The organism is Zhongshania aliphaticivorans (genome assembly GCF_902705875.1).
GTDB classification, from domain to species: domain Bacteria; phylum Pseudomonadota; class Gammaproteobacteria; order Pseudomonadales; family Spongiibacteraceae; genus Spongiibacter; species Spongiibacter aliphaticivorans_A.
Genome location: NZ_CACSIK010000004.1, coordinates 1 through 16,989, shown reverse-complemented (window position 1 = coordinate 16,989; position 16,989 = coordinate 1). Strand labels below are relative to the sequence as shown.

The following is a 16,989-nucleotide window of genomic DNA, read 5'->3' as shown; positions in this document are numbered from 1 at the left end:
ACATCCAATACCTTTAATTGTTATGCACTACCTGCAACTTTGCCAGCAGCGCCAAACCACCGGATTTCTCCGGTAATCTTGAATCTCGGTATATTGCATGATCTTTAGCCAATAGACCTACTTCCACAGGTATCGAGCGAATCAGGATTTCAAGGTTAGAAAGTATATTTGAAACGCTCTCATAGGAAATATTCGTGGCTAGATTTTTTTTACCCAAATAATGCTTTAAATCTAAATGTGCTAGAGCTTTACTACGATAATTCTTAATTCCCGTCGTATCATATAACTCAAATGTTTGAGCTATTAACCTTTCCGTTTTAGGCTCTAACTTACCCTCAACACTTTCAAGTAAATACTTAAATGATAAATTTGAATCTTTACCCGTTTTAGCAGGGTCAAACAAAGAAGCTAGCCTAGTAACGATTTCAAAAAACATTGCGCGCTGGATTATTGAAAACACCTGCATTGCTGATTGATTAAGTATTGAAACGGCATCAGAGTTTCCATACAGCTCTTCGTACAGTTCTACTTCCTTCTGAAGCTCGTTAACAATAATTCCGAATCTATTGAATTCTTCCATGCCTCATTTCACGTAGCGGTAAAGTCGTTCGAAGGCTTTACTTTGTTAAACATTGTCATCGTCTCTCCTTGGTGAAATTAAGATAGCACTTCCTGTTTGTGGTGCTATGGGCACAGATGGGGGTAATGATATATTTTTCCTATCAATTTCTGGCGCATAATAGATATAATCTTGATGGAAGTCATCGTCTTCAAATCGAAGATCAAGCACGCCTCTAGCGGGCACCGGTAAATTATCAGGTAAGCTATTACTAATTAGCTCTGGCGATGCCTCTATAACTAGATTTCTGTCTTCTTCGTGTTCTAGTAAATAAACAATATCAAGTAATTCTTCTTCTAATTCGACGACAAGATCAACCCGTTGTTCTGCATTAACTGTAGAGTCATCTAATTTATTGAGCTTTTTCAGGTAACGTTGTATTTTCCCAGGCACACCCTGACGACGGGCTTTATAGATTACTTCATCAGGGCTTACATTTTCATAATCGTAAAATCTTTCGATTATCGTTTCGGATACTGTTTGCATATCTTTGACGACGTGGTCGATTCCGCTTCTAAGAGACCCATAATTAGCCATGAGATTGTAAATAGTTATGCCCCCAAAAAGAACGTAAGCTTTTATAGATCCATCAACAACTTTTACATGAATAGATAAATCTTCAGATAAAAGAAGCCTTGCTTCTTTTTGAAGGTACAACTCTATTTCTTGTAGAGAATAGCGGTCAACTTGACGGTCAATATGAATATATGGCCCACCCAGCCCTTTAGTTATGGACTTTCTCTTTTTCTTCATAATCTATCCAAAATCGGAGATTTTGTATGATTAACATTGCAAGAATACGCATGCGAGTTTTTTACTCGGCGAGAAAGCTCACCAAAACTGACGTAAGGCATTAATTTAATGAAGAAATTTTGATCTTTCATGCTAAGGCGCGTTTCGACAAAACACGTAATTGAAATTCTGGAGGGGTCTCATATGTACGGCCTCATATCCTTATGTCTTGTTTTTATATCCATTTTCCAAGACGCTGCCGATAGAATAAACGTAGCGATTTGGAGGTATGAGCATAATTCCTAACTCAGAAAAAATATACTATTTTTTTATGCTCATTGACGGCTCCAAGTAATGTGATCAGCAATCGTCAAAAGCCGAACTTGAATACCTGCTTAGGAGGGAGATAGCGCTCGAATGCTTTGCTCTGGAAAACTAGAACCGTGTACCGAAACAACAGGCCGCCTTGTTATGAGGCGCCCTTATAGAGTTTATAAAGCTCAGCGTAATTTGGGTTTTCTTCATAACACTTTAAACGCTGGTCAATGGTCACCCAAGGCTGAGCGCTGCGGACCCAAATATTGGCTACCGGCTTAAACCACGTTTTGTCGTCAAACGCTCCTGGAAACACGCAGTAGGTATCTGGTGCAGATTTATACGCCATTAAACTTCTACATGTATCGCAGTAAAGCAGTGGACCAGACTGATTCGACATATCCTCAGCTAAACCCTTGCCGACAAAGGTAATAGCATTCGCCGGCACAATCATTGTGAGGCCAAAAGCTGATCCTGTGCGTTGTTGGCAGCGAGTACAGTGGCAGGCATAAACGGTATATGGCTGGCCGCAAAATTCGTATCGAACCTCACCGCAGGCACATCTTGCTTGATGCGTTTTCATACCTCACTCCAAAACTCATAACATGTGCGCACCGATGGTCTTAACGAAACGAAAAGTGGCTTGCCAAGGTTGCGCAAACGGGCCCATTAAAGCCCTATTTAGTGAGCACTAACAGCCATGGTTTATTCCACATCGTTTGTCTTGATCATAAGCTGTTGACCATAAATATCAATGCCTTACGACGAGCGCAAACTAATATCAGGTGTTAACTAACGGACAAAAATAAAGGCTTATATATCGCTACTGGGCATGAATATCCCAGGACATGACTGTGAGGTGTCTGCGCTAGACGCTATTTCATCGCGGCTATTTTGATATAACACTGGATCAGCCGCTAAACTTATTGCGGTGTTGATCGCAGTAATCGCTTCATTCGCGCAGCCTTTTGCCAGTAGTGCAAAGGCATAATTATTCCACAGCGCGGGGTCGTCTCCATCCATCTGCACAAGCTGGGCAAATAAACTTATCGCTCGGCTAATGTCTCCTTGATTAAGAGCAACATTTGCCTGCGCCGTTAGCACGGGTTTTGAAGCCGGCCATTCTTCTGCAGCAAGATTGTAGAACGACATGGCAAGCTCAACATCACCCGCTTGCTCAAAGTCATAGGCCGTAGAGATATAGCTAGCTGGCTTGGCGGTCTCTGGAAGGTAACTACTATCTGTCAGCACTCGGGCCCAATTATTGGCACGTGCCCATGTTTTGGTAAACGTGGCAAAGGACAAGCGATAATTTTTGTGGCTACCAGAATGCAAAATCAATTCGTCTGTATAAAGGTCATAACCAACAACCACGGCGTAGTGCCATTGCGGCCACCACGCAAAGCCTAGGTTTTGAAAAACCAACACCGGGTTATCAGCGGCCACCTCACTGATGATGGATGACAAATTCTTGTCTAAGGGGTAAGGGAGCAAACCTAATTGACGTGCCGCGGCCTGCATTTCAATGGCTAAGGAGCCTTTTTTACCTGGAATAAAAACTTGTTTGGCGATGGATTGCTGGTCAACGCTTAAGCCATGAAAACGCGCAATCTCTTCCAAAGCGGCAGGACCACAATAAAAGTCCTGTTGTGACACAAAAGGAACGGTTAACAGTTGCTTGGCAGGTAAGGAATCACGCCCTGAGACAACAACAGAAGCACATGCCTGTAGTAACAGGCATGTGATAAGAACACTAGCTAGCCGCATTCACAAACGGGAATACGTCAGTTATTCCCAAGACATCAGTAATAAAAAATACCAACACCACAAAAGCTAGCAAACCCACCGCACCGGCACCGGCCGGTAATTGATCTAGCTGATCTTGTAACATGGCAAGCTCTGCGGGTGTCAGCGCGTCAATTCGCGCATCTACATCAGCGGGGGACACACCCAGCTCAACTAAACGCTCGCGCACATTGTCTTGAGAAAGCGCAGCCTTCATTTCTGCGCGGCTCTCATCAAGGCTGTATTCCGCTACCATTTGATCAGTGCCTATGACCCCAGCAGACACCGTGGACGCAGCCACGCCAGCCCACATCATAAAACCGCTCATTACAATAGCAGTGCTTCTTCGTTTACTTATTGCCTTAACCATAAAATTACTCTCTTTATCGTCATTCATTGATCCTGCTTGACCCAGTGCAGCGCTTAACTCACCGCCAACTTCACACTGGCTACAGCTATATTTCTTGGGTCTGCGGCTTGTTTAATACTAACTGCCCATCGTCTTGAACCGGTATTGTTGCACCGGGCTCGTGATCCATAACAACGGTACTCGTCTCCCCGTCTAAGATGTACGTTACGCTGTAGCCAATCACTTTTTGCTGAGGGTCTTGAACTGTATTGCAGCGACGTTCGGTGGTGGTATAGACGTCGTTTTGCTGCATATTGCCTTGCACTTTATTGCCGGCATAACCGCCTGCCGCTGCCCCCGCCACCGTTGCTAACTTCTTACCATTACCACCGCCAACTTGTTTACCAATCACGCCGCCAATCACTGCGCCAATTAAGGTACCCGTCAGTTTATTCTGATCTTTCACCTCGGCCTGATGCTGTACGACTTCGTCGTAACATTCTTCGCGATTAGTAAAATGCGTTTCAGTTACTGGTGTAGAAGACACAACTTCGGCAAATTTTGGTTTACTGCTGTCAATATAGCTGTTGTAACCCGCATAGCTGCCTACAGCAGTCACTGCCACGGCACCAAGTACACCGCCAATTAATAAGCTGGTTTTCATCTTCGTCTCTCCCATTCCTGTTGAGCAGGCTTTATATCCTTGTGGTTCTGTGACCAGTATTCAGCGCGGGAGTGCCAATAATTTATTAGGAAAAGTAGTGCAGTATTCACACTTAACAGCACTGCACTCACATAAGAAATGATAAATATATAATGATTTCAGTTACTTGCTGAGCCATACCCAGAGCGTCACCGGTATAGCCACCGATACGGCGACGAAGATAAAAAGCGAATCCAATACGAAAGGTAAGCAGTGCAATCAGCAGCGGGATCAGCGCCGGCAATTCACAAAATAGAAGTACCGGAATTAAGGGCAAACCTGCTAATAAACAGTGGGATAATGGCATGGCCGTTGCCAGTGGCTTCGATTTTCCCTCGCCACTGACGTAATTCAAATCCACTAGATACGAGACTGACAACCAACGGCTAACAATGTGCCCCCACAATAACGCGCTCACCAGCGCTGTTGTTGACGATGCCGCGTACAGCGCCGATGTTTTTAAAGCCAACATCATTATTAAACCCGCAGCACCATAGGTGCCAATACGGGAATCTTTCATAATTCGCAGCACATCTTCTGGCTGCCAACCGCCACCAAAGCCATCACAGCTATCGGCAAAGCCATCTTCGTGAAAAGCGCCTGTCAGGAGGATTGACGCTGCCATCGACAGTAAAACGGCAATAATGGTATTACCAAAGCACGCTTGCGCCACAATAAACACGACGGAAGCTACGCCAGCCACCAATAGGCCCACAAGCGGAAAATATCGTGATGCCCCGTTAAGCTTTTCATCGCTGTAGCATGGGTCAGCCGGCACCGGAATACGCGTTAAAAACCCTAACGCAAGTAAAAATATCTGCCACTCTCTTTGTATTTTATGACCCGTAATCACCACCCTGCCCCAAATCTGCCAATATCTTTATCTGTTTACTAGGATTCATTCACTAGGAACTATTGTACGCTAAGTCCTCTAATAAACTGCGCAAACGTAGTCCAATACATTAAGTCATTACCTGAGCCGATTTGCTCTGCTAGACTATGATGCGTTCACAGTAAAAAAATGACGATCATTAGGTTTCACCTTACTGCTTCAACTACTTTCTAAATTTGCTAAACATAAAAGGTTCTCACTATGAGCATACAAGCCGGCGATAAGATCCCTTCTGTTACTCTAAAAGTAATGGGTGAAAAAGGCCCCCAAGACATCACTACTGACGACATTTTTGCGGGTAAAAAAGTGGTTTTATTTGCAGTTCCTGGCGCATTCACCCCAGGCTGTACTCTTACCCACTTACCTGGCTATGTTGTGAATGCCGACAAAATTAAAGCAAAAGGCGTAGACACTATTGCCTGTCTTTCTGTTAACGATGCCTTTGTAATGGGTGCTTGGGGGAAAAGCCAAAACGCTGAAGAACTACTCATGCTGGCGGATGGCAATTGTGAATTGACTAAAGCCTTAGATTTGGTGATGGATGGCTCTGGGTTTGGCATGGGTTTGCGTTCAAGACGCTATGCAATGATCGTAGACAATGGCGTTGTTAGCCAACTTGCACTTGAGCCTACCGGCGCAGTTGACGTTAGCTCAGCAGAAAATATCCTCGCTCTGCTGTGATCCCAGAAACGCACGCGCCACGCGTGCTTATTTTTGATTCCGGCGTCGGCTCTTTGAGTATCGGCGCTGCGATTCATCAACTCATTCCGCAAGCGAATCTGCTTTACACCATGGACCACGGTGGTTTTCCCTATGGTGAATGGCAGGAAGAAGCGCTAGTGACGCATATCTGCCATTCGGTATCTGCAGTACTCCAACAGTACCCCAGCGACATTATCGTTATCGCCTGTAACTCAGCGAGCACCACCGTATTACCCGCTCTTCGCCGTATGGTCGACATACCGGTTATCGGTGTGGTTCCCGCCATAAAGCCGGCAGCTCAGCAAAGTCGCAGCGGGGTCATTGGCCTTTTAGCTACTCCGGGCACTGTCGCGCGCGCTTATACCGCCCAGCTAATCGAAGATTTTGCCTCGCACTGCTGTGTTATTCCCGTGGGTAGCCGTGTTCTTGCTCCCGCCATTGAGTCCCATTTTTGGCATAAGGAGCCAATCGCTGAGGTCTTAGATAACGTAAAAACCGCACTCTACAATCACCCCCGCGCTAATGACATGGACACGGTAGTACTAGCCTGCACCCACTTTCCTTTAATACAAAAACCGTTGGCGTCGTTAATGCCAAACATAAGCTGGATAGATTCTGGCGAAGCCATAGCACGACGTGTCGCACACGTCATTAAGGAAGGAAACCTGCCATTGGGGAGTAACATCAACGCTGGTGTTCAGAGGGTATTAGTTCTTGGTGACAAACGCCCTACAGCAATCTTATATGAACAATTAAATGCCTTAGGGCTTCAGCTTATCGGTTGTTAAACTGCCGTACACTTTCTGTGTACTCACTCATCACTGACGCCACATTTTGCATACTGGTGTTGTAGTCATCAATTCGGCGACGGCGACGCTCTTCATTATCTCGCCCGGTGCCAACTGCCGTTTTATCCATAGTATCTAGGCATTTAAGGAAACGTCGGCTGCTGTCGAAATAGCGCTCCACGCGACGCTTAGCAAACTCCATGGTTTCGTTGTCTGCCGTTATTCCGTCGGGGAAATTTTTAGGAGGTGTTGGTAAAACACAAGCGGCATGAGCCAAGGGTGCGCATAGTGTAAAAAGGAAAACACTTGGTATAAGAAAACGCATGGCACTATCCAACAAATTTGTAGAGTGCCAAAGTATACAGAAAATCCGCTTGAACACAGCCCAAGCAGATTATAAGAGACAAAAGAATCCTAAAAATTATTATCGATAAGGACTATAAAGCGCGGGGATCAAAACCTTCGGCATAAAATTGGCTATACCATTTACGAAACTTAGCAATAGGTCCATCGCCATCGCAAAGAATCGGCAGGGGCCGATAAATTTTATTTTCCCAAATAGGCTTATCTTCTTCTAACTGGCCAACAATATTGGCAATGATAGCGGCATTAACCCCACCCTGTTTCACTTCGCCATTAATTTTGGGTTGAATAAACGCAAAACGAACTTGTACCTTATGTTCATCAATCGGCGTTGTTAGCCCTAGCAAGAAAGTATCGGCAATACCTTCAAACTTAGTAAATCCCTGTCCCGGCCCAGCACTCCCAGTGCGTATGCTGCCTTTTACCTCGCCTCTTGGCGTTGGCATATTGGCCACCTGTAAGCCGCGTACAAAATAGCCATCATAGGTGGTTTCCCATTCAGGGAAAGAAGCAGTGCCATGCACATACTTAAAATGCGCAGGATCAGCGGCATTTTCTGCCATCTCTTGGGGGTGGGTATGAATAATCCACTCATAGCGGTCTTGCGGCGACCAATCATCACTATTCGCCTCGTCATGGCTAATCACTTCCCATAAAGGCGCCACACCATCGGGATGGTACCAAGCCCAAATGACTTGATTGGTCTCACGAATAGGAAAGCTCTTAAGGCATTTTTTACCCGCTACTTTCGGCGGCATATTCTTAGCGTAAGGGACTTCTACACACTCGCCCTCAGGGCTAAATTTCCATGAATGAAAGGGGCAAACAATATTATTGCCTTCAATACGGCCACCACCCGAACCCGCTTGCTCATGAATACCGTGGCCCAAATGCGCGCCTAGATGTGGACAGTACGCCTCCATTAATACCGCTTTACCAGCTTCTGTACGAAACAGGACTAGCTCCTGACCAAAATAATGCACTGCCCGGGATTGGCTTGGCGCCAATTCATCAGAATATGACACGGCAAACCAGCCAAACGGCATCGGCATTGGGTAGCGTTTTACAGTATTAGTATTATTTGTCATCGCCTTATCCTCAGCTGAGTTGGCCTGCAGTGTCTAAGGGCACTTACAAACCTCAGAACGGAGTGAAATAGAGCCAGCCAAGCTGACTCTGGAATTGCCACACACTTTACTCTTTGAGGCTGGCGAGACAATGACAAAATGAGACAGGAAACTGGCAAAAAACGCCAATTACGGCAGAAAGCTAGGGTGAATAGACGGCAAGCTGACCGGCTCACCGCCCAGAGAGTCATTACTTCCAGTTTTTATAGCGTTCCATCATCACATCTGCGCCCATGCGAATGAGCGACTCATTTGCTGATCCAGGCTGTACACCAGTACGCAATATAGCTTGTTGAACCGCAATTTCTTTTGCCATCTCTTCCATTGTCTGCTCGTCAACATCATCCCCTGCAATGGTTTCCACCTCGCCTTCGGCCGCAGCGCGAATAATAGCTTCCTGCTCTGAACCTGGTTCTGCGCCACTGCGACGAATGACCTCTTCAACGGCTAAGTCTTCCGCCGCTTGGCGACTACTTATCCGCTTGCCCTCGGCATCGTATATCCCATCGTAAGGCTCATAAGCGGTTTCAGGAGACTGTCCCATGCTGATCCGGATCATAGCCGCCTCAGTCGAGTCAGGTGCAACACCGGCCTTCTTGACCGCCGCCTCAGCAGCCCGCGCTTTACCCACTTGCATTGCTGTGACTGGCTGGCCATGACGGTCATAAATGGCGCTTGAGGAAACACTAGCACCTGCCTGAACGTCACCATTGCTGGTGGTCGTCGCATCATCCGCTGCGTAGGCCGGCAACACCAGCCACAAAGAAACTAAAGCAAAAGCATGTAACATTTTCATTTATCGCCCCTAGGCTTCAATAATCCATTTTCGTCATTTTCGACGTTAGTAAAGTATGATTATAGCGCAGTCATCACCGCAGCCTTCAACACATGTGGTAATATCAAAGGATGATAAATGCTGACAACACACTACAAGATCGCTTTGGCCGCGGAGTAGAATACCTCCGATTATCGGTCACCGACCGCTGTGATTTTCGCTGTGTATATTGCATGGCAGAAGATATGACTTTTTTGCCCCGCAATCAAATTCTTAGCCTTGAACAACTTTTTGACATTGCCCATAGCTTTGTACAGCTTGGCGTTAAAAAAATTCGCCTAACCGGTGGCGAACCTCTGGTTCGCAATAATGTTATTTCGCTCATTGAGCGACTTGGCCAATTAGAACAGCTAGAGCAACTGCATCTCACCACTAATGGCGCTCAGCTCGACAAATTTGCTGCCCCTCTTAAGGCCGCAGGCTTGACTGGGATGAATATCAGTCTTGACAGCTTACAGCCAGAACGGTTTAAAGCATTAACTCGCTTCGGGGATCTTAAAAAAGTACTAAGCGGCATTGACGCTGCTCGCGATGCTGGTTTTAACCGCATAAAACTCAATGCGGTGATACTAAAAGGCCGCAACGACGATGAAATTTTAGATTTAGTCGACTTTGTTCGTGACAAGCACATCGATATTAGTTTTATAGAAGAAATGCCACTGGGGCATATTAGCGAACACGATCGCGCTTTGAGCTTTATTAGTAGCGAACAAATTCGTAACACCATTGAATCCCGTCATTCTCTTACACCGACAACCGAAAACACCGGCGGCCCTTCACGCTATTACCGTATGAGCGACAGTACATCTCGTATTGGCTTTATTTCTCCCCACAGCCATAATTTCTGTCATCTCTGTAATCGGGTAAGACTCACAGTAGAGGGCCGACTGTTACTGTGTCTTGGCAATGAACACTCAGTCAGCCTCAAAGAGATTGTCGATCGCTACCCCGGCGATGAGCTCAAACTGCGTGAAGCCATTATTCAAGCCATGGACCTAAAGCCAGAGCGTCATCACTTTTCCTTAGATGATGAGCCCCAAATAGTGCGGTTTATGAACACCACCGGAGGCTAGACCAATGGGAAGACGAGTTTATTGACAGGGATAACTCGTCTGTAAGGCTTTTAAGATTGGATCTGGCTCTTCCGCCCAATACAAGGGCTTAGTAGAAAGCAGCAATTGAAGCTCCTTAGCAATTTCTCTAACTGATAATTCTGACGGCAAACAATAGCCAGCTATATCTTTGCGCTCACTGCTATTAACATAATCAGCGCCTAGTCGAGTACGAATTGCCCGCTCTCTAAAACTTTCTTGTGACGACTTATTCTCTTCAAGCTGTGCGCTTAACTCACCAAGACCATATAAATATCCTTTAAAAAAGTACAAGCATTTCTCAGTATCTGACTGGCTACCTGCACATTGACTTTCCACATTCGCTAACAGTGATCCAGCAGGAAATACCAAGGCTAAAAACATCATATAGTTAGTTAATTTTTTCATCTTTTCTCCTCGTACTAGTGATCACAAGCGCACCAACAATGGCAGACAGTAAAGAGCCAACAAGCACGCCTAGTTTTACTTTCTCTGCGAGTTCTTGGCCCTCAGTTTCAAATGCCAAACTGCCAATAAACAAACTCATGGTAAAACCGATACCCGCCAACAAACTCACACCATAAAATTCACGCCAGCTAGCCCCCTTAGGTAAACTTGCAATTTTCATTTTTATTGCCAACCAACACACGGTAACAATGCCTAGCTGTTTACCAATAAAGAGCCCACCTATAATCCCCAATGTGACCGGTGCAAATAACACATCAAAACCAAGTCCGTTCAAATTTACCCCAGCATTAACAAAGGCAAAGAAGGGCAAAATAAAGAACGCAACCCAAGGGTGTAAGCCTTTCTCTAAGGCGCTCGCCATAGGGTAATTGGACAAGTTATTCACCTTAGTAGGAATAAACCAAGCGAGTAGAAAACCGGCCAAAGTGGCATGTACGCCTGACTTGAGCACCGCAGCCCAAACAATAATGCCAATAAGCATGTAGAAGGATAAGTATCGAGAACCAAATCTATTCAGGATGAATAAACACGCAATGCCAACAAACGCCAGCAGCAAAGAAAATTCGGATAATTCATTAGAATAAAACAATGCAATAATAACAATGGCTGCAATATCATCAAAAATTGCAACAGAGAGTAAAAAGAGTTTAAGAGAAACCGAAAGGTGTTGACCAAATATGCTAAAAACACCGAGTGCAAACGCAATATCTGTCGCAGAGGGTATTGCCCACCCTCTCAGCGCAGTTGCATCGTTATAGTTCAGTGCAACATAAATTAATGCAGGACAAACCACCCCCGCCATGGCAGCAATACCAGGCAATACCGTCTGACTGACATGGGAAAGGTGGCCCTGTAAAAACTCGCGTTTTATTTCCAAACCCACATGCAAAAAGAACAACGCCATTAAGCCATCATTCACCCATAGAAAGAGTGGCTTTGATATTTCAAAATCACCTGCGCCGACCACAACGACTAGGCTAAGCACGCCATTATAAAATTCCTTCATACTGGTATTAGCAAAGATCATGGCTAATACCGCTGCCGAAATAAGAAATGCGCCACTGGCGGCATCTTGGTTTTTTATGATTTTCGCTATAAATTTCAAATTAGCCTCACCACAAGCTATACATGAAGCTAAAATTTACGCCATAGTAAATACAAAAAAAATCTGCTATTTGTTTATACTGTATCAACTTTTTCCTGATAAGGAGTATGAGAATGGATAGACTCAATCTGAATCACTTGAAATACTTCTATGCCGTAGCGCAGTACGATACCGTCACCATGGCGGCAGAAAAACTATTCGTCACACCCCAAACTGTCAGTGCACAATTAGGTTTATTAGAAGATGCTATTGGTTATTCATTATTTGACAGAGTCGGTAAACGACTGCATTTAAATAAGGAGGGGCAAATTGCGCTACGCTATACCGAAGACATATTTCGATCTTATCGTGAGTTGATTTCTGAACTAAATAATCTCGAGAGCACCCAAGAGATTATATTATCTATCGGCATTTTAGACTCCATACCAAAAACCCTTAGCAGCCAAATTTTTGAAGCAGTTTACGCCGAATTCAGCAATGTTCGCATCGTCACTCATGAAACCGACTTTGAGCAACTTTTAGCTGACCTGGCAATTAATAAACTAGACATGATTCTCTCTGATCGGCCACTTCCACCCAATGTATCTGTCAAAGCGTATAGCAGACGTCTTATCTCTTCTGATTTCACCTTTTTTGCAACGGCTAAGTTAGCGGCAAAACTTAGGGCGCGGTTTCCTTTATCATTAGACGGCCAAACCTTTCTCATGCCAGGAGAGCGCAGTGCTCAATTCACCCACGTCTTCTCTTGGTTGTCACAGATGGACATTAGGCCCCATATACTTGGTGAGTTTGATGATACAGAACTCACCAAACTACTTGGGCAATCCGGTCACGGTGTTTTTTGTGCGCCCTCCATTTTCTCTGAATCCATTCAGCGCCAATACCGCGTAAAAGAAGTGGGCAAAACCGGAGACATTCATGAAGACTACTACTCCATAACGCCAAGTCGTCAATCTAAGCACCAAATAGTTGACCATATTCACGCCATGTTTGACGATTAGTCATCGCCAGTCCGGTACCTAACCGAGAAGCCTTGCTTTATGCCCAATGAAATAAGCGCCAACACGATTATCAAACAGCTTAAGTTAGAACCTCATCTTGAAGGCGGCTATTTTTGCCGCAGCTTTACATCCCCCCACACTATAGCTGATCGACCGGCCATGTCTGCCATATACTATTTACTGACCAAGGAGCAGCCCCTCGGGACGCTACACCGAAATCGTTCAGATATTCTCCATTTTTGGCAACATGGTAGCCCCGTTAACTACACCCTCGTATCTCCTACTGGTATCATCGAGAATATTGTCATGGGGCCTGACTTAATGGCTGGTCAACAGTTGCAAATGCTGGTGCCTGGTGGATACTGGAAAGCATCTGAGCTTCTTAATGGTGACCACGGCCTTATATCAGAAGCCGTATGCCCAGGCTTTGACTTCAGTGATCATGAACTCGCCGATGTCACCCAGATACAGCGCGATTACCCACAACATTGGGACGCACTTAGTAGGCTCATAAGTACGTAAATAATTAGTAAGAACAATTGGATCACGTTATGACCAACGCTCGTACCGATATCGACCAGCTCATTGCCAACCTTGCCAAACAAGGCTATGTAGCCAGTTCAACCATCGCAACTACACTCTATATTGCTCAACAACTTGAACGTCCTATCCTCATTGAGGGGCCTCCTGGAGTGGGTAAAACTGAGCTTGCCAATGCCACCGCCGCGATGCTGGCTAAACCCTTGTTTAGGCTGCAATGCTACGAGGGCTTAGACGAAAGCAAGGCACTTTACGACTGGAAATACAGCAAGCAACTTTTGTATGTGCAAGTTTTAAAAGAACAGCTTCACGAAATACTAGACGGCACCGACGGCTTAGCAAATGCGGTAGACCGCTTGCACAATTTTGATGACATTTTTTATTCAGAGCGGTTTTTAGAACCACGCCCCTTGCTCAAAGCCCTGCAAAGTGACGACGGCGCGGTGTTGCTAATTGATGAAATTGATAAAGCCGACTACGAATTTGAATCTTTATTACTCGAAATTCTGGCTGACTTTAAAGTGACGCTTCCCGAGATAGGTACATTGGGCGCCAACCACAAACCACTTGTTATCCTAACCAGTAATAATACCCGTGATCTAAGCGACGCACTAAAGCGCCGCTGTTTACACCTCTATATTCCGTTTCCAGAGGCTAAGTTAGAGCGTCAGATTGTACAAAGTAGGGTGCCGACAGTGCCTGATGAGCTTCGTCGACAGTTGGTAAATTTTGTTCACGGCGTCCGTGAACTCGATTTAAAAAAACAGCCTGCAATCAGCGAAACTATCGATTGGGCACGAAGCCTCTTACTCTTACACTGCAACAGCCTTTCAAGAGATTTAGTAGAAGATACCCTAAGCGTATTGCTGAAGTACGAAGAAGACATCAACATGGTTCGCCCTGAATTACACAGCCTCATCAAACGTGCTGAAAACGAGCGATAAGCGTTGTGGATGATACTCTACTGCAATTTATTCGCCATTTGAGGCATCACGGTGTAGCGATTTCACCTGCGGAAACCTTAGACGCAATGCGGGTCGTCTCTACGGTGGGTTATAGCGATCCAAAACTACTCCATGATGGACTCGCTAGCTGTCTTGCAAAAACCGTTGATGAACACAGCCAATTTAGCGAATGTTTTGACCTTTTTTTCTTTGGCCATTCCAATATTCATTCCGCTGACAATCACAGCGACAATCAAACCTCACCTAAAAATAGCGCCCAGCCCAGCACACAAAATGGCAATGAAACCGCAGAAAATGCCAGCAACAACGAAGATACAGCCAGCGCTCAAGGTGATGCCCAAGGACAAGGGGAAGAAGGTGGCCAAGGTGTCGGTGGCTCCGGAGCAGGCCAACAAAAAAATGATGTTCTCAACGAGGTGATACGCGCTGCAGCCGAAGCAGGCTTAGACAATATACAGTACCGAACCCAGCGCGGCGTCTATCGTCGCAAAATTTTGAATGCCCTAAAGGATGATACTACCCTTAAAGAGATTCAGCGATTACAGGATGCAGGCGATGACCACAAAGCTCAGGTGCTATCTCAGTTGCGTGAACATCAAATTTCCGCAATAAAAGAACTCATTGACAGACAGCTATTACTCAATAACGATTCCGCCATCAAACAATTACGTGATGCCACTCTGCAAGACACCTCGCTGTCAGCAATGGAACATTATCACCGCGAAAGATTGCCGCCCTTAATTCGCAAATTAGCCAAAAAACTTGCCGCTAGACACAGCCAACGCCACAAACGGTCACGGCAAGGAAAGCTCGATTTGGGAAAAACCTTACGCCGGAATATGGCCTATGGTGGCATTCCCTTCCATCGTTTTTGGAAGTCCACTCATAAAGATAAAAGTGACATATTCATACTCTGCGACATTAGCGGCTCAGTGAGTGCCTGGTCGCGAGTGCTGCTACTCTTTGTACAAGCCTTAAGCGATGTCTTGCCCAGCACCCGCTGCTTTGTTTTTTGCGGCAAAAGTATAGAGGTCAGCGATTTATTTAAAGCCTATCCCGCAGATGAAGCCATGGCCATTATCCAAGACAAACACGGCCTTGGTAGCAGTGATTACGGCCAAGCGCTGACCACCTTTTGGGAGCAAATAGAAAGTAAACTCACTCGACGTAGCTGTGTCATCATACTAGGTGACGGCCGTGGTAATGGCGGCGACACCGGTATTGACGCCCTCCGTAAGATTTATCACCGCGCCAAACTCGTATTGTGGTTTAATCCAGAATCACACCACAGCTGGAATACCGGTGACTCCGAAATTCGTCGCTACCAAAGTGCAAGCCATTATGTGGCCGAATGCGGATCACTACGTAAGCTAGAACGTCTTCTCGATCAATTACTCACGCTAATTCGCTGACAAAGATAAATCCTAGCTTGATCACAAATGCGGTATCCTTGTCACACAGCACCACTATAATTTTGGCAAATTATGAGCAGCCTAGGCCATTATGAATAGATTCAAACATTTTATTAGCCAGTCATTTATCGGTGGTGTGTTGGTTATCGCACCAATCATCATCTTATTGCTGGGCCTGCGCTGGGCAGTCAATAGCGTGCAGGCATTAATTGCCCCCATGACCACGCCCTTGGTAAGACTAACGGGCGCACCCGCCCTCGCCATAGACGCCCTAGTGATATCGCTGATCCTACTGACGTGTTTTATTGTTGGCACCATCGTAGCGACAAGCGCTGGCCGTTGGATACAAAATTTTATCGACGCTCATTTAGCGCGCTTCGCCCCTGGCTACCGTCTAATACGCGATATCATTCAACAAATGTTTGGCACAAACAGCAACTCTCCGTTTACCAAGGGCGAGGCCGCCATTGTTCAGCTTTACGGCACCCAAAGCCCAGCCCGTGCAACAGCAATCATCACTAGCCGACACAGCAACGGTTGGTACACTGTATTTGTGCCCACCGGCCCAAACCCAACCTCTGGCTTTGTCTATCATTTACCCCCAGACTGCGTAGAGCCTCGACCCGACATAAAGCTAGACGCTGCCTTTAAATCGATAATTTCCTGTGGTGCGGGCTCATCAGAGCTGGGCGTCATTGTGCCACCCAGTAAATAACCGCACACTGCGGCCCTAGACGGCCTAATTACCACGATAGCGAAACTGTAATGGCTCAGTTCACCCTTATTAAACCTGTACTCAAAGTCTGTAGCCTCGTCTTACTCGTGTTTGGCCTTTTGATGACCGTTCCCCTGCTAATGGCGGTTATATACCACACTGGCAATGCCGCGGCTTTTAGTAGTGCTGTTGCCTTAACCGTGGGTTTAGCGGCAGGTGGATGGCTCTTATCACGCTCCCACCGCATCAATATGCTTAACCCTAGGCAAATGTTTCTAATCACCACCAGCTCATGGTTGTTAATTTCTTTTACTGGCGCATTGCCCTTCTTATTCATACCTGAATTTTGCAGTGTTACCGATGCCGTTTTCGAGTCCGTATCAGGCCTTACCACCACTGGCTCCACCGCTTTTACCGGCCTAGATACTATGGCGCACGATATTTTAGTGTGGCGCTCAATGCTGCAATGGGTGGGTGGGCTG

The 16,989-nt window shown here is 45.8% G+C and carries 21 protein-coding genes; 9 read left to right on the top strand and 12 right to left on the bottom strand.

Annotated elements, in window-relative coordinates; genetic code table 11:
- Positions 1–13 precede the first annotated feature (13 nt).
- From AELLOGFF_RS16955 to AELLOGFF_RS16925, 7 genes are all read right to left on the bottom strand, one after another.
- Positions 14–580, bottom strand: coding sequence for a hypothetical protein (locus tag AELLOGFF_RS16955; protein WP_159270191.1), 567 nt, complete (start codon positions 578–580; stop codon positions 14–16).
- Between the two features lie 45 nt (positions 581–625).
- Positions 626–1,372, bottom strand: coding sequence for a hypothetical protein (locus tag AELLOGFF_RS16950; protein WP_159270190.1), 747 nt, complete (start codon positions 1,370–1,372; stop codon positions 626–628).
- A 448-nt stretch (positions 1,373–1,820) separates the two neighbouring features.
- On the bottom strand, positions 1,821–2,249 hold the full coding sequence (locus tag AELLOGFF_RS16945; RefSeq protein WP_159270189.1) for a GFA family protein: 429 nt from the start codon (positions 2,247–2,249) through the stop codon (positions 1,821–1,823).
- 230 nt (positions 2,250–2,479) lie between these two features.
- A complete protein-coding gene (locus AELLOGFF_RS16940; RefSeq protein ID WP_159270188.1) occupies positions 2,480–3,433 on the bottom strand; it encodes a PA2778 family cysteine peptidase in 954 nt (317 codons plus the stop codon).
- Positions 3,420–3,848, bottom strand: a complete 429-nt coding sequence (locus AELLOGFF_RS16935; protein ID WP_159270187.1) for a PA2779 family protein — start codon at positions 3,846–3,848, stop codon at positions 3,420–3,422. Before AELLOGFF_RS16935 ends, AELLOGFF_RS16940 begins: the two co-directional genes overlap by 14 nt.
- A 58-nt stretch (positions 3,849–3,906) precedes the next feature.
- Complete coding sequence (locus AELLOGFF_RS16930; RefSeq protein ID WP_159270186.1) at positions 3,907–4,464, bottom strand: glycine zipper 2TM domain-containing protein; 558 nt, start codon at positions 4,462–4,464, stop codon at positions 3,907–3,909.
- A 127-nt stretch (positions 4,465–4,591) separates the two neighbouring features.
- Complete coding sequence (locus AELLOGFF_RS16925; protein WP_200842771.1) at positions 4,592–5,356, bottom strand: adenosylcobinamide-GDP ribazoletransferase; 765 nt, start codon at positions 5,354–5,356, stop codon at positions 4,592–4,594.
- Positions 5,357–5,596: 240 nt separating this feature from the next.
- Here AELLOGFF_RS16925 and AELLOGFF_RS16920 point away from each other — a divergent pair, with 240 nt between their 5' ends.
- Positions 5,597–6,076 carry a peroxiredoxin gene (locus AELLOGFF_RS16920; RefSeq protein WP_159270185.1) on the top strand — a complete coding sequence of 160 codons (480 nt, stop codon included), beginning with the start codon at positions 5,597–5,599 and terminating at the stop codon, positions 6,074–6,076.
- A 23-nt stretch (positions 6,077–6,099) separates the two neighbouring features.
- Positions 6,100–6,885, top strand: a complete 786-nt coding sequence (gene murI / locus AELLOGFF_RS16915) for a glutamate racemase (protein WP_159270184.1) — start codon at positions 6,100–6,102, stop codon at positions 6,883–6,885.
- Here the strand turns inward: murI and AELLOGFF_RS16910 are convergent.
- From AELLOGFF_RS16910 to AELLOGFF_RS16900, 3 genes are all read right to left on the bottom strand, one after another.
- The gene (locus tag AELLOGFF_RS16910) at positions 6,872–7,210 is read right to left on the bottom strand and encodes a hypothetical protein (protein WP_159270183.1); all 339 of its coding nucleotides are present in this window, start codon (positions 7,208–7,210) and stop codon (positions 6,872–6,874) included. The genes murI and AELLOGFF_RS16910 overlap by 14 nt on opposite strands.
- Before the next feature lie 112 nt (positions 7,211–7,322).
- Complete coding sequence (locus tag AELLOGFF_RS16905) at positions 7,323–8,336, bottom strand: aromatic ring-hydroxylating oxygenase subunit alpha (protein ID WP_159270182.1); 1,014 nt, start codon at positions 8,334–8,336, stop codon at positions 7,323–7,325.
- 229 nt (positions 8,337–8,565) lie between these two features.
- Positions 8,566–9,171: a hypothetical protein gene (locus AELLOGFF_RS16900; RefSeq protein ID WP_159270181.1), complete on the bottom strand. Its 606-nt coding sequence runs from the start codon at positions 9,169–9,171 to the stop codon at positions 8,566–8,568.
- Between the two features lie 110 nt (positions 9,172–9,281).
- Between AELLOGFF_RS16900 and moaA the strand changes: the two genes are divergently transcribed.
- Positions 9,282–10,283, top strand: a complete 1,002-nt coding sequence (moaA, locus tag AELLOGFF_RS16895) for a GTP 3',8-cyclase MoaA (RefSeq protein ID WP_159270180.1) — start codon at positions 9,282–9,284, stop codon at positions 10,281–10,283.
- 18 nt (positions 10,284–10,301) lie between these two features.
- Here the strand turns inward: moaA and AELLOGFF_RS16890 are convergent, their stop codons facing one another.
- Together AELLOGFF_RS16890 and nhaA are read right to left on the bottom strand one after the other, a co-directional pair.
- Positions 10,302–10,709, bottom strand: coding sequence for a Rap1a/Tai family immunity protein (locus AELLOGFF_RS16890; protein WP_159270179.1), 408 nt, complete (start codon positions 10,707–10,709; stop codon positions 10,302–10,304).
- Positions 10,693–11,874 carry a Na+/H+ antiporter NhaA gene (nhaA, locus tag AELLOGFF_RS16885; protein ID WP_159270178.1) on the bottom strand — a complete coding sequence of 394 codons (1,182 nt, stop codon included), beginning with the start codon at positions 11,872–11,874 and terminating at the stop codon, positions 10,693–10,695. Before nhaA ends, AELLOGFF_RS16890 begins: the two co-directional genes overlap by 17 nt.
- Positions 11,875–11,987: 113 nt before the next feature.
- On the opposite strand from nhaA, the gene AELLOGFF_RS16880 reads away from it, so the two are divergent.
- The 6 genes from AELLOGFF_RS16880 to AELLOGFF_RS16855 form a co-directional block, all read left to right on the top strand.
- A complete protein-coding gene (locus AELLOGFF_RS16880; RefSeq protein ID WP_159270177.1) occupies positions 11,988–12,875 on the top strand; it encodes a LysR family transcriptional regulator in 888 nt (295 codons plus the stop codon).
- 39 nt (positions 12,876–12,914) lie between these two features.
- The gene (locus tag AELLOGFF_RS16875) at positions 12,915–13,397 is read left to right on the top strand and encodes a cupin domain-containing protein (protein ID WP_159270176.1); all 483 of its coding nucleotides are present in this window, start codon (positions 12,915–12,917) and stop codon (positions 13,395–13,397) included.
- A gap of 29 nt (positions 13,398–13,426) precedes the next feature.
- Entirely contained in the window at positions 13,427–14,359 is a 933-nt protein-coding gene (locus AELLOGFF_RS16870; protein ID WP_159270175.1) for an AAA family ATPase, read from the top strand.
- Positions 14,360–14,364: 5 nt separating this feature from the next.
- The gene (locus tag AELLOGFF_RS16865) at positions 14,365–15,792 is read left to right on the top strand and encodes a VWA domain-containing protein (RefSeq protein WP_159270174.1); all 1,428 of its coding nucleotides are present in this window, start codon (positions 14,365–14,367) and stop codon (positions 15,790–15,792) included.
- 91 nt (positions 15,793–15,883) lie between these two features.
- A complete protein-coding gene (locus AELLOGFF_RS16860) occupies positions 15,884–16,507 on the top strand; it encodes a DUF502 domain-containing protein (RefSeq protein ID WP_159270173.1) in 624 nt (207 codons plus the stop codon).
- Between the two features lie 50 nt (positions 16,508–16,557).
- On the top strand, positions 16,558–16,989 hold a 432-nt coding region (locus tag AELLOGFF_RS16855), incomplete at its 3' end, for a potassium transporter TrkG (RefSeq protein ID WP_327785493.1).